The 11,922-nt window shown below is 68.9% G+C and carries 13 protein-coding genes; 6 read left to right on the top strand and 7 right to left on the bottom strand.

Annotation, left to right across the window (positions count from 1 at the left end):
- The first annotated feature begins 33 nt into the window (after positions 1–33).
- Positions 34–372, top strand: coding sequence for a hypothetical protein (locus ABD256_RS05790; protein ID WP_344414256.1), 339 nt, complete (start codon positions 34–36; stop codon positions 370–372).
- A gap of 28 nt (positions 373–400) precedes the next feature.
- Here ABD256_RS05790 and ABD256_RS05785 read toward each other — a convergent pair whose 3' ends face one another.
- Positions 401–1,726 (bottom strand): acyltransferase family protein, encoded by a 1,326-nt coding sequence (locus ABD256_RS05785; RefSeq protein ID WP_344414254.1) that lies wholly within the window; start codon positions 1,724–1,726, stop codon positions 401–403.
- 135 nt (positions 1,727–1,861) lie between these two features.
- The gene (locus tag ABD256_RS05780; protein WP_344414252.1) at positions 1,862–2,095 is read right to left on the bottom strand and encodes a hypothetical protein; all 234 of its coding nucleotides are present in this window, start codon (positions 2,093–2,095) and stop codon (positions 1,862–1,864) included.
- 153 nt (positions 2,096–2,248) lie between these two features.
- Here ABD256_RS05780 and ABD256_RS05775 point away from each other — a divergent pair, with 153 nt between their 5' ends.
- The 4 genes from ABD256_RS05775 (at position 2,249) to ABD256_RS05760 (ending at position 6,001) form a co-directional block, all read left to right on the top strand.
- A complete protein-coding gene (locus tag ABD256_RS05775; protein WP_344414249.1) occupies positions 2,249–3,106 on the top strand; it encodes a helix-turn-helix domain-containing protein in 858 nt (285 codons plus the stop codon).
- Positions 3,103–3,285, top strand: coding sequence for a DUF397 domain-containing protein (locus ABD256_RS05770; RefSeq protein ID WP_344414247.1), 183 nt, complete (start codon positions 3,103–3,105; stop codon positions 3,283–3,285). The genes ABD256_RS05775 and ABD256_RS05770 overlap by 4 nt, the downstream gene beginning before the upstream one ends.
- A 212-nt stretch (positions 3,286–3,497) precedes the next feature.
- Positions 3,498–4,802 (top strand): M1 family metallopeptidase, encoded by a 1,305-nt coding sequence (locus tag ABD256_RS05765; RefSeq protein WP_344414244.1) that lies wholly within the window; start codon positions 3,498–3,500, stop codon positions 4,800–4,802.
- Between the two features lie 23 nt (positions 4,803–4,825).
- On the top strand, positions 4,826–6,001 hold the full coding sequence (locus ABD256_RS05760; RefSeq protein ID WP_344414242.1) for a M1 family metallopeptidase: 1,176 nt from the start codon (positions 4,826–4,828) through the stop codon (positions 5,999–6,001).
- A gap of 164 nt (positions 6,002–6,165) precedes the next feature.
- Here the strand turns inward: ABD256_RS05760 and ABD256_RS05755 are convergent, their stop codons facing one another.
- From ABD256_RS05755 to ABD256_RS05735, 5 genes are all read right to left on the bottom strand, one after another.
- Complete coding sequence (locus ABD256_RS05755; RefSeq protein ID WP_344414239.1) at positions 6,166–7,707, bottom strand: sunset domain-containing protein; 1,542 nt, start codon at positions 7,705–7,707, stop codon at positions 6,166–6,168.
- Between the two features lie 93 nt (positions 7,708–7,800).
- Positions 7,801–8,820 carry a polyprenyl synthetase family protein gene (locus ABD256_RS05750; RefSeq protein WP_344414237.1) on the bottom strand — a complete coding sequence of 340 codons (1,020 nt, stop codon included), beginning with the start codon at positions 8,818–8,820 and terminating at the stop codon, positions 7,801–7,803.
- Positions 8,821–8,989: 169 nt separating this feature from the next.
- Positions 8,990–9,979: an alpha/beta fold hydrolase gene (locus tag ABD256_RS05745; protein ID WP_344414235.1), complete on the bottom strand. Its 990-nt coding sequence runs from the start codon at positions 9,977–9,979 to the stop codon at positions 8,990–8,992.
- A gap of 25 nt (positions 9,980–10,004) precedes the next feature.
- Positions 10,005–10,475 (bottom strand): DinB family protein, encoded by a 471-nt coding sequence (locus tag ABD256_RS05740; RefSeq protein ID WP_344414233.1) that lies wholly within the window; start codon positions 10,473–10,475, stop codon positions 10,005–10,007.
- A 10-nt stretch (positions 10,476–10,485) separates the two neighbouring features.
- Complete coding sequence (locus ABD256_RS05735) at positions 10,486–11,106, bottom strand: class I SAM-dependent methyltransferase (protein WP_344414231.1); 621 nt, start codon at positions 11,104–11,106, stop codon at positions 10,486–10,488.
- An 88-nt stretch (positions 11,107–11,194) separates the two neighbouring features.
- On the opposite strand from ABD256_RS05735, the gene ABD256_RS05730 reads away from it, so the two are divergent.
- Complete coding sequence (locus tag ABD256_RS05730; RefSeq protein WP_344414229.1) at positions 11,195–11,773, top strand: helix-turn-helix domain-containing protein; 579 nt, start codon at positions 11,195–11,197, stop codon at positions 11,771–11,773.
- Positions 11,774–11,922 lie beyond the last annotated feature (149 nt).

Below are 11,922 nucleotides of genomic sequence, written 5' to 3'. Positions count from 1 at the left end.
GCAGGTGGCTGGCAACCCGTGAGGTGTCGCGTGATGAGCGAAGTGCGGACAGTGGTGGAAACCGGCGAACGAGCTTCGAACGGGGTTTTGCCGCGCCAACGGCAGAAGGCTTATCGAAGCGCCGTGCTCGACGAGCTGGCCGAGCTGGCTTCGCTGACCGCATGGACCCGCCGCGCGTTCCCGCCGTTGCTCCACCGCGCCGTCCTGGCCGGGGTGGACCCGAGGTCGATCGCCGAGTCCGCCGGCTGCGGGGTCGCGGAAGCCCATCTCCGCTGGCACAACTGGGCGGACCCCATGGTGCACGACAACCGGGCGATGGCACTCCGCGAGTACCTGCTCGTCCACAACGCGCTGGCCCACTGCATCGACTAGCTGAGTGATCCGGGGTTCTGGCGCACGTTCACACCGTCCCCGGATCCTGAGTTCGCGAACGAGGGTCCGGCCCGGCCGTCCGGACCGGTACGACGTGCGTGATGATCCAGTGCTGGAGCCATTCCAACGGCCCGCGGCCGGTCCATCGCCGCCAGAGGACCGAGATGGCGAGCGCGAGGACGAGGAAGACGAGGAACGCCACAACCGTGCGGTTCTCCGGGAGTCCCCGCACATCGAGGAAAAGGCCGGACCCGAGCATCTCGAAGTGGGCGAAGTACCACGTCAGCGCCATGCTGCCGAAGGCGGCTAAGGGCCAGAGCAGCCGCCGCCACATCGTGAGCTCCGCCGCGATGAGCAGAGCGCCGAGCAGGGCGGTGATGAGGCCCATCATGAGGACGAACTCGGCGATGCTGAACAGGGTGTTCGCCGGGCCGGGCCAGGCCGTCGTGACGAGTTCCTGCCACGGCGCGCGGATATCCGCCGCGTCCCCGGCGTTCGCGAACGCGGTGACCGCGCCCGCGGCGCCGAACGGATACATCGCCAGGAGTCCGATGAGGACGGTGCCGACGGCCGTCACCGCACCGGTCACCACCATGCGCAGGCGAATCACGTGGCTGCGCAGGTCGAGCCGGCCCAGCGCGAGACCGAGTACGAGGAACGGCAGGACGGCGATGGTGTCCTGGGCGGTGGTTCCGGCGCCGAAGACGACGTTCTGCAGGGTCGGCAGCCAGTCCCCGGGGTGCGCGAGCAGGCTGAACCCGCCGTGCCCGGACATCCGCAGCATCTCCCGCAGGTCCGGTTCGAACAGCCGCAGATTGTGCTGGAGCAGCTTGAAGATCGGGGCGGCGACCGCCAGCACACCGGCGATGACGAACAGCGTGCGCGCCCGGAGCACCGCGAACGGCAGCAGGAGCACCAGCCACACCGCGTAGAAGTGCAGGATCTGGGCCTCCCACGCACCGAGTTCGCCGAGTACGAGCGCGAACAGGACCAACACGATCGCCCGCACCGCCACCCGCAGTGCGCTGCGTGCCATCAGCCGTCCCCGGTGCCGCCTCGCCCCGCCGGTGGTCACCGCGACGGTGACCCCGGCCAGCAGGAAGAAGATCTCCCGGGAACGGACGTCGAACAGGTGGTTCAGCCAGCCGATCGATTCCGCCGGCTCGCCGGGTGGTCCCGCGGTGAGCCAGCCGGTGAGGCCGAAGTGCATCCAGATCATCCCGAGGATGGCGATCGCGCGCAGGACGTCGATGCCGAGCAGTCGTCCTTCCGGGAGGTGGCGGCGCCACGAGGCGACCGCGTCCGGCTGCCGCGCGGTGGCACGTTCCGCTTCCTGCTGTGGGTTGTCGGTCATGTCCCCAGATTCCCGGCGGTACCTCCGGGTCTCGTCCGGGCTTTGTCGCAATCATGTCGCGGTGCGCGCCGGTGTGAAGTCACTGCGGCAGACCGGCCGCGAGTGTCAGCAGCGGAAGCAACCACACAACGGGGTTCACCAGGTGTCGCCGAGCCGTCGCCGGTCGGCGACGGTCGCCCGCACGTGTTTGATGTGCTCGTTCGCCGCCTGGTCGGGGACGAGGACAACGGTGCCGTCCTCGCCGATCCGCATTCCGGTGCGGATGCCCTGGTCGGTCACGAGCAGGCCGACGACGAGCTGCGTCGGGTTTCTGCCGGGCAGCTCCAGTACCGGCGTGATGAGCCTCGTCTGCCATGCCGCGCCGTCCATGCGGAACCTCCCCGGTAGCCTTCTGGTGGGCCCGCGACGTCTGCTACCCGTGCTACCCATGATGCCCAGTAGTGTCACCACTGGTAGCATCGAGTGCAAGAGCCTGATCGGGTGAGGTCCGCATATCGCCGGACCTGCCCTATGATCTGCTGCATGGCTGGAAGCACGCGGACGCCCACGACCGCACTGGGACACGCCCTGAAAGCCGCCCGGGAAGAAGTTGGCGTCACCCAGCGGAAGCTCGCTGAACTGATGGGACGCAAGACATCCTCGTCCGGCCTGATCGCACGGTGGGAAACCGGCGAGCGAACGCCGAAGCCGGAAGATGTCGCGGAAGTCATCGAAGCCCTCGGCCTCGAAGGTGCCGCCGCGAACGAGTTGATGGCGCTCGCGAACGGCGCCGGTCGTTCCCAGTGGCTCGCGGTCACCCTGCCCGAACGCCGTCAGCAGGTCGCGGCACTGCTCGCCGCCGAACGCACGGCGACGGTTGTTACCCAGCTGTCGCCACTCCTGATCCCTGGCGTGCTCCAGACCTACGACGTGATCCGGGCGATCATGATCAGCGGCGGCGTGCCCGAGGACGAAGTCGATCAGCGCGTCACCGAACGGATCGGCCGCCGCCACCTGATCACCCGCAAGAACCCCGCCCAGTTGAACGTGCTCCTCGGCGAATCCGCGATTCACCAGGTCATCGGCAGCCGCGAAATCATGGCCGACCAGATGCGCCATCTTCTCGAATCGATGGGTCAGTCCAATGTGGACATACGACTGGTGTCCAACTCGGCAGGGTGGACGCCACTTCTCACAGGGCCGTTCATCCTGATCGACTCCGACGAGGTGCCACCGATCGTGAGCCTGGAAATGCACCGTAGCGGACTAATGATGCAGGCGCCCCAATACATCGCAGATCACAGGCGGGCCGCCGACGATGTGCGAGAGAAGGCGATGACTTCCGAGGCTACTGCGGAGATCATCGCGGACCGGCTCACTGAATTGGAGAAAGCAGAATGACGATACCTCGTGACTCCGGCACCTGGTTCAAGTCGAGCTGGAGCAAGGAAACGCAGGATTGCGTCGAGGTGCGGCTCACGCCGACCGTGGGCGTGCGGGACACCAAGGACCGCGCCGCCGGACACCTCACCGTGTCAGCCACCGCATGGGCGGCCTTCACCCGCAACGCCGCGCACTGACCGCAGACCGCACGGCAGGGGCCCTCGGCAGTTCAGTTCGCCGGGGGCCTCGCTCGTTGGCCCGGTAGCCGTTGCGAAGTGACTGCGACGTCGTTTGGACAAGACTGGGACATCGCGTCCCTACGTTCGTGGTCGTGAAAACCCTATACCGCTCGACCGCGATTGCCTGCGTGGCAGTCGCGCTTGGTACGGGTGTTGCCGCGGGTCAACCTGTGGCGGGCACCGGAGATTACGACGCCCTGGACTACGCGGTGTCCCTGGAGTACCGGTCCGCCTCCAAGGACATGGCCGGCACCACGACGCTGAAGGCCAGAGCCACCCAGCCGTTGTCCCGATTCGCACTGGATTTCGGGGGCGGGACGGTCGACAAGGTCACCGTGGATGGCCAGCAGGCCAGATTCGAGACCAGGGAAGAAAAGCTGTACGTCAGCCCGCACCGGCTGGCCAGGGGCGCGGAGTTCACCGTCACCGTGGACTACCGGGTCACCAGGGACAACGGGCCCGAGGGGCACGGGCCGTGGCGGGAAATCGAGGACGGCTTCGCGATCTCACCCCAGACGCACCAGACCATGCACCACGTCTTCCCGTGCAAGAACGACATCGCGGACAAGGCCACCTTCACCATCACCGTCACCGCTCCTGCCCGCCTCACCGGCGTTGCCAACGGAGACCTGGTCGAGACCACCCCGCTCGCCGGGGACCGCGCGGCCCGCAAGTACCGCATGGTCCATCCGATGCCCGCCGCCGACGGTCAGATCGCGGTGGGGCCCTATTCGCGGCTCACCCACGAGGGGCCGGACGGGGTGACCATGCGCGATGTCGTCCCGACCGCGCAGGTCGGGCAGTTGCGCGAGACGCTGGCCCGAACTGACGATCAGCTTCGGTGGCAGACCGCGAGACTGGGTCCCTACCCGTTCGGCACCTACGGAATCTTCGCCCCGCTGGGCGCCGTGGGCCCTTACGAGAGCCAGACGATGAGCACCATCGACGCGGCCACGCTGGCCAGCGGCCCCGCGGACTACGTGCGCGCGCACGAGTTGAACCACCAGTGGTTCGGTGCCTCGGTCACCCCGAAGACGCTCGCCGACGACTGGCTCGCCGAGGGCCACGCCCACTTCTACGGAGCCTGGTACGAGGCCGACCTGGCTCATCCCGGTTCCGCCGAAGCCTTCGCCGACAGCATGCGGATGTTCTACGGCATGGATCAAAACCTGCGCGACACCGAAGGGCCTCCCGCCGCGCCGAAGCCGATTTCCGGCCAGATCCAGCGCGCCGGTGGCGCGCTGGCCCTCTACGCCCTGCGCCAGACGGTAGGCCCGCAGTTGTTCGAGAAGGTCGAACGTGCGGTCGTCGGCCGGTTCAAGGACGGTGTGCTCTCGACTGCCGATTACCTCAAGACCGCGCGTGAGGTCTCCGGTCGCGATGTCACCGCGCTGCTCACCGACTGGCTGTACGCGAAGAAGACCCCGCCGATGCCCGGCCATCCCGACTGGAAGTCCGACGCCGCCCCAGCCTGACCGGTGCCAACGAAGGAGAGAACGTGTTATCTGTGGTGAAACGCGGTTCTTCGACTATGGGAGCACTGCTCGCGGACGAACTCACTGGCGACACCACGGTTTCGGCCACCGCGACCGAAGTGCTGGACCGGTTCAACCTGGACTTCGCCAAGACCTTCGACATTTCCTCGGTCACGATCAACGGCACTGCCGTAAAGGGTTTCTCCCGTTCCGGTGAGCACGAGCTGATCGTCACTCCGGCAAGGCGAATCCCCAGCGGTGCCAGGTTCGACGTGCGCGTGGTGTACTCGGGCAAGAACGGTGACGCCCGGTTCAACCCGGAAACCGGTGGCATGTTCGTGATCGGCGAGCCGCATTCGGCCACCAGCTGGTACCCGTCCAATGACCACCCGTCGAACAAAACCACCTTCCGGTGGCACGAGGACAAACCACTGGCCACGTGGACCGCCATCCTGGCCATCGCGAAGTTCACCATCGTGAACGCCGCCCTCTCCGACGGCACCCCCGTTATCAGCGCTTACGCCCCCGGCGCGGAAGCCGCGGCGAGGAAGTACGGCGACCGCGTTCCGGAGATCATCGATTTCCTGTCGACCAAGTTCGGGAGGTACCCGTTCTCCTCGGCCGGTGGCATCTACTTCAACGAGCAGGTCGCACTGGGCCTGGAAACGCAGAGCAGGCCGTTCTACCCCGGTATCGACCTCCCCGAGGTCGTCTCCTCCCTCATCGTGCACGAGCAGGCGCATCAATGGTTCGGCGACGATGTCACCGGAAAGCAATGGCGCGACATCTGCGTCGCCGAATGCTTCGCCAGTTACGCGTCATGGTTGTGGATCGAAGCGAAGGAGGGGCAGAATCTCGACGCGAAGTACCACGAGATCGTCGTGGCCAACAAGGACAAGCCGGAGTTCTGGCACATCCCGCTCTACAACCCCGGCGCGGAAAAGTACCTCTGGGCGGTGTACCGCACGGGACCGCTGATGCTGCACGCACTGCGGCGCACCGTCGGAGACGGCGCCTTCGACCGCGCACTCACCCAGTGGCAAGAACAGCACAGTGGCGGCAACGCCTCCTGGCCGGACTTCGAAGCGCTCGTGCAGCACATTTCCGGCAAGGACCTGTCGGGTTTCTTCCGAGCCTGGACGCGGAGCACCACGATTCCCGCTGACGAGTACCTCTACCCGGGCTCGCTGAAGCACTGATCGGGTCTCGGCAGCGGCCCTCGGCGACTCGTGACCGCCGGGAGCCGCTGCCGTTCGAGCGCGGTTCTTGATCGAGACCGATCATCACCCGCCAGTCGATCCGCCGCGGCACCTTCACCTCGGTCACGGTGCTGATTGCCCAGATCCGCGACAGGCCCAGAACACTAGGTGACCGGGCGGAAACCGACCCGCTCGGCGTCGGCCGCGGTGCGGAACCACACCTCCGCGACCATGCGCGGGAACTGCGGCGACTCCTCCGAGCAGTACCGCAGCGCGGTCACGCTGGCCTTCACGGTGAACTCGTCGGTCGGGCGGCCGCCACCGGGCTTCGGCATCGCGGAGCCGGGGCCGAACGGACCCGGCGGCACGCTGCTGCCGCTGTGCTCGCGCGCGGGTGGTGACTGATCCTCGGCGGGCGCCGGGGCGTGCTGGTTCGGGGGCACCGCGGGTTCGAAAAGCGATCCGCTGTGGCCGCCGCCTTCGGGTTCGCGCCGTTCGATCGGCCGCATCGACGGCTGGATCGGGCGCGGCGGGTCGAAACCGCCCGGCGGTGACTGGCGCGGCTGCCGCTTCGGCAGTACCTGCGTCATTTCGGCGGCCGACTCTTCGGGCACGCCGTCGTCGTCCTGCTCCGCGTCCTCGTTCAATTCGGCTTCGGGACCGGCGCTGAACGCGTACGCGGGCGTCTCTTCCTCTCGCGGCGCGGGCTGGAACAACGAATTCGACTGCGGCTTCACGCGCGGTTCGAAAACCGAAGCTCCCGGATCCGCAGGGGTTTCCACGTCGTCGGGGAAGGCCGGGTCGAACCCGGTCTCCGACGGTGCGGCGAGGGGGTCGGCCATCGAGGTCGGCTCGGGCTCGGCGAAGAGCGCTCCGGGTTCCGCGGACTCATTTTTTTCTTGGTGTGCCGCGGGAACCGGCTCCGGACCGTCGCCGTTCTCTTCGTGGTAGTAGTCCAATGAGGACGGCTGGAACACCGAGGTCTCCTCGGCGGAGCCGTACGACGAAGGCTCATTGTCCACAGTGGAGGACGAGACCGATTGGAAGATCGAGGTCTCTTCGGCCGCACTGGTGTCCTTTTCGGACTCCCGCCCGTAGCTCGCTGGCTCGTCGCGTCCCACGGGTTCGAACGCCGCGTCATCGGCGGCGTTGAAATCGAACCGCACCCGCTCGGGCTGCTCCGGCTCGAGCACCGAACCGACCCCGCCGGTGCGCGCGGTCGGGCCATCGGGCGGGTCTTCGGCGAACAGTGCGTGACCAGCCGTCTCGGGAGCGGTGTCCCGGTCCGCGGAGAGATCGCGGACGGACCACTCCGGCTCGTCCGCGGCGTAGCCCGGAGAGGACGCAGAGGGCGCGGGCGGCGCGGTTTCCGGCGACGGGAACGACTCGGCCGTGGCCGGTTCGAACGTCCTGGTCGGCGTCGGCTCCGGGGCCCCGCCCTGGTTGACAGTCGCGAAGGCGTCGTCGATGTCCGATCCGGTGTCCGAGCCCGCGAAGGCACCGGCGGCGCCTGCCGCTCCCACGGCGCCGGCGGCCACCGTCGCCGGGAAGCTGCTCTGCTTGGGCCGCGCGGTCTCCTCGGCCAGTCTCCGCTCTAGCTCCCGGTTGCGCTTCTGCACCGGCCTGGTCAGGAAGACCCAGGACAGCAGGGCCCCCACCACGAACGCCAGCGCACTCCACAGCCAGACCTGCTGGAAAAGAGACATCTCGCGCGGTCACTTCCTTCCTGCCGCCACCGAGCGGCGCCACTGTCAGTGACGGCTCGGCGACCCACCCATGACGCGAGGCCGGGCCCGCTTTCAGCGCGTCCGCTCGACCAGGTAGTCGGCAACGGACTCACAGGCGTCGCGTGCCGGGCAGGCGGGCAGTGCCGCCAGCTCGGCCCTCGCGCGACGAGCGTAGTCGGAAAGGGTGGCCCTTGCGCGTTCGAGTCCGGAAGAGCGGCGAAGCAATTCCAGTGCCTCGGTGACCAGCGCGTCCTCGGTCACCGGGCCGGAGAGCAGCTCGACCAGCCTCGGATCGGTGCCCTCGTCGGCGAGCGCGTACAGCATCGGCAGCGTCTTGACGCCTTCGCGCAGGTCAGTGCCCTGCGACTTGCCCGATTCCGCGGACGGCGACGCGATGTCGATGACGTCGTCGGAGATCTGGAACGCGGTGCCGATGATCTCGCCGAACCGGCACAGCGCCTCGATGTGCTCGGGCTCCGCGCTGGACAGCATGCCGCCGAACCGGCCCGAGGTGGCGATCAGGGAACCGGTCTTCTGCGCGATCACGGTGAGGTAGTGCGCGACCGCGTCCTCCCCGTCGACGGGGCCGACCGTCTCGCGCATCTGACCGGTGACCAGTTCGCCGAAGGTCTCCGCGATGATGCGGGCCGCGTCCGTGCCGAGGTCGGCCACCAGCCGTGAAGCGTGCGCGAACAGGAAGTCGCCGGTGAGGATCGCGACGGTGTTGTCCCAGCGCGCGTTGACGCTCTGGGCGCCGCGCCGCATGGTGGCCTCGTCCATCACGTCGTCGTGGTACAGCGTCGCGAGGTGCACCAGCTCGACCGCGGCGGCCGCGACCACGACGTCGCGGGAGTTCTCCTTGCCGAACTGGCCCGCGAGCAGCGTGAACAGCGGGCGAAAACGTTTGCCCCCGGCTTCGACCAGGTGGATCGCCGCCTCGTGCACGGCCTTGACGTCACTGCGCACGGTCTCCCGCAGGAGGCGTTCGACGTCGGCGAGGCCGTCCGCGAGCGAACGCAACAGCGGTTCGTCGGCGATGCGGAGGCCGACGCTCTTGCGCAGGTCCTCGATGGCGCCACCCTGGACTGACACGTCGGCTCCCGCCCTCTCAAGCCCGGTACACGGTCTGTCGCCAGCGTAATGGCAACCCGTGTGTGACCTCTCCCCCGCTGGTCTCGGGCGTGGGTGACGAACACGACAGATCAGCGCTTCTCACCCAGGGGGTGGAGCCGGTGACGGTCAGTCAGGGTGGCGCCACCGCTCAGCCGAGGAAGCGCAGCAACTCCGCGGTGACGAACTGGGGGTTCTCCTCGACGAGCCAGTGCCCCGCCTTCGGCACGTCCACCGCGCGCACGATGCCGGTCAGGCGCGGGGCCACCGTCCCCCTGATCGCGTCGAGCTGCCCCTGCGCGGTCATCAGCAGCGTCGGGACGCGGACCGGTGCCGCCGCCACGGTGTCGCTGACGTCCTTGTCGAGTGCGCGGTAGAGGCCGAAGCCGCCCGACAGGGCCTCGGGCCTGCCGTAGGTCCGCGCGTACTCGGTGACTTCGGCGTCGGTGAACGGGGAGCGCTCCGAGGTGCCGCCGAACGCCGTTCCGCCGAACGAGACCTGCGGGTAGAACAGGGCCAGGTAGTCGCGGACGTCGTCGCCGACCACCGCCTCGGGGACCCGGCGCTGCGAATGGAAGGCGATGTGCCAGCTCAGCGACCGGTAGGTGCGCGCGTCGATCGCGGGCCCCGGCAGCGGCAGGTCGAAGTAGCCGAGGCGGGCGGTGTCCGCGGGGAACTGCGCGGCGTACTGGAACGCCACCGCGGCGCCGAAGTCGTGCCCGATCACGCTGGCGTCGCGCACGCCGAGCCGATCGGCGATCAGGGTGTGCGCGTACCGCGCCAGGGTGGCCTTGTCGTACCCGGTCGGAGAACCCGTGCTGTCGCCGAGGCCGGGGAGGTCGATCGCGTAGACGGTGTGGTGCTCGGCGAGCGCGGGCATGACCGGCCACCAGCCGAACCAGGTCTGCGGCCAGCCGTGGATCAGCACCACCGGGGAGCCGTGGCCGCCGGTCACGTAGTGCATCCGGACGCCGTCGACGTCGGCGAACTCGTGCCGGAAGGTGCTGCCGAAGCGCGGATCGCCCTGGGTGGCGGCGGCGTAGGACGGGACGTCGGCGGTGGGTGCGGAGCAGGCCGCGGTGCCGATGACGAGCAGGACTGCGGACAGGAATGCCGCCGCCCGCCGCGATGCGATGATCATGGATTTTCCGTTCTGCTCAAGGGTTTCAGCGGCCGGTCGCGCCGTCGATCAGTTCGCGCAGGATGTCCGCGTGGCCGGCGTGGCGGCCGGTTTCTTCGATCAGGTGGGTGAGCGCCCAGCGGACGCTGGGGGCGGAACGTCCCGGCCGCGGGACGGGCGCGCCGAGATCGGTGCAGCCGTCGAGCACTTCGTTCGCGCGCTCGACCGCCTCGCGGTAGCGGGCAACGACTTCGGCCACGCTGTCCGACGGTGCGACCCGGAAGGTCGCCTGCCAGTTAGTGACCTTGTCCCCGAGGAATGTCGCGCGCTCGACGAAGGTCAGGTGGGTGAGCAGGCCGAGCAGGTTCGTGCCGGACGGCACGCCCGCCGTGCGGACCAGCGGTTCGGGTGCGCCGTCGACCTTCGCGGCGATCGAGGTGCGGAGGTAGTCGAGAAATCCGCGCAGGACTTCGGTTTCGCTGCTCCCGGTGCGGGGCGGCGGGGTGTCGGCAGGCATGGGTTTCTCCTCAGGCGGTGCGGCGGATGAGCAGGACGTGATCGGTGACCTCGGCGGTGTCCCCGCCGGGACCGGTCGCGATCCGGCGGGGCGCGTCGGCCCGGTCGACCGTCCACATAGCTGGGTCGAGGTCGATTCCCGCGGCGATCTCGGCCGGGGTCGGGTAGCGGACGTCGGCGCCGGAGTGCCACGACCACGGCGCGGTCGAGCCGTGGTCGACGACCAGCAGCAGCCCGCCCGGACGCAGCGCGTGCGCGGCGGAGCGCAGGATCCTCGCCCGGTCCAGGTCGAACGAGGTGTGGAAGTAGTGGGCGCAGACCAGGTCGAACCGGCCGTCCGGAAAGGACTCGTTCAGGTCGTGCCGTCCGGCGGTGATGTTCAGGCCGCGCAGGCGGGCGAGGCCGGTGAGGCGCTCCACCGCGACGGCCGAGATGTCGACGGCGGTGACGCGCCAGCCCTGGCCGGCGAGCCACAGCGCGTCGCCGCCGTCACCGCAGCCGAGGTCCAGCACGTCACCGGGCGGCAGGCGGGTGACCACTTCGGTGAGGCGGTCGTTCGGCCGGGGGTCGGTGGCGGCGGGCCGGGCCGAGTAGACGCCGTCCCAGAACGCGACCGCATCCGTGCTGCTCATCGAGGCTCCTTCAGTCGGGATGCGCCCAGTCTCGCCAGGCTCACCGCGCTTTGGCACGGAATCTTGCGGTTATGGCAAGCTGGTCGATGTGGACCCCGAAACGGAAGAGCTGCTCGGCGTGGTGGGGCCGCGGCTGCGTGCGCTGCGCCGGGACCGCGGCATCACCCTCGCCGATCTCGCGGCGACGACCGGGGTTTCGGAGAGCACGCTGTCCCGGCTGGAAAGCGGTCAGCGGAGGGCGACGCTGGAACTGCTGCTGCCGCTGGCCCGCACCTACGGCGTCCCGCTGGACGATCTCGTCGGCGCCCCGCGCACCGGCGACCCGCGGATCCACCTGAAGCCGATCCGGAAGTTCGGCATGGTCTTCATCCCGCTGTCCAAGCGGCCGGGCGGCACGCAGGCGTTCAAGATGATCATCCCCGCGCGGCCGGAACCCCTTGAGCCGACGCCGCAAACCCACGAGGGCCTCGAATGGCTCTACGTGCTCAACGGCAGGCTGCGGCTGGTGGTCGGCGAGCGCGACCTGGTCCTGCCGCCCGGTGAGGCCGCCGAGTTCGACACCTCCCTGCCGCACTGGCTGGGCAGCGCCGACGGCGGCGCGGTCGAACTCCTGATCCTGTTCGGCCTGCAAGGGGTGCGCTCACACGTGCGCGCCCCGGCCGACTGACTCCGCGCGCAGGTGTGGCCGTCGTGGGCCTGCTCCGCCTCCGGGGCGCATGCCCTGAAGGCGTCTTGGGTTCATGGGGTCGTTGCAACACCGGTTGTGATCGGAGGTTGTGATGGTGGTTCGGGCGCGGTTGCCGCGTGGTGTGCAGG

Origin of the sequence: Amycolatopsis minnesotensis (genome assembly GCF_039529815.1) — a bacterium.
Lineage (GTDB): Bacteria > Actinomycetota > Actinomycetes > Mycobacteriales > Pseudonocardiaceae > Amycolatopsis > Amycolatopsis minnesotensis.
Note: the sequence above shows the minus strand (reverse complement) of the source record. Positions and strands in the feature narration are given on the sequence as shown.

What these genes read in the sequence shown, in the direction of transcription:
- ABD256_RS05775 (WP_344414249.1), top strand. Translation starts at nt 2,249, where the DNA reads ATGGCTGGAAGCACGCGGACGCCCACGACCGCACTGGGACACGCCCTG.
- ABD256_RS05745 (WP_344414235.1), bottom strand. Translation starts at nt 9,979, where the DNA reads ATGATCATCGCATCGCGGCGGGCGGCGGCATTCCTGTCCGCAGTCCTG.
- ABD256_RS05785 (WP_344414254.1), bottom strand. Translation starts at nt 1,726, where the DNA reads ATGACCGACAACCCACAGCAGGAAGCGGAACGTGCCACCGCGCGGCAG.
- ABD256_RS05780 (WP_344414252.1), bottom strand. Translation starts at nt 2,095, where the DNA reads ATGGACGGCGCGGCATGGCAGACGAGGCTCATCACGCCGGTACTGGAG.
- ABD256_RS05790 (WP_344414256.1), top strand. Translation starts at nt 34, where the DNA reads ATGAGCGAAGTGCGGACAGTGGTGGAAACCGGCGAACGAGCTTCGAAC.
- ABD256_RS05770 (WP_344414247.1), top strand. Translation starts at nt 3,103, where the DNA reads ATGACGATACCTCGTGACTCCGGCACCTGGTTCAAGTCGAGCTGGAGC.
- ABD256_RS05755 (WP_344414239.1), bottom strand. Translation starts at nt 7,707, where the DNA reads ATGTCTCTTTTCCAGCAGGTCTGGCTGTGGAGTGCGCTGGCGTTCGTG.
- ABD256_RS05740 (WP_344414233.1), bottom strand. Translation starts at nt 10,475, where the DNA reads ATGCCTGCCGACACCCCGCCGCCCCGCACCGGGAGCAGCGAAACCGAA.
- ABD256_RS05735 (WP_344414231.1), bottom strand. Translation starts at nt 11,106, where the DNA reads ATGAGCAGCACGGATGCGGTCGCGTTCTGGGACGGCGTCTACTCGGCC.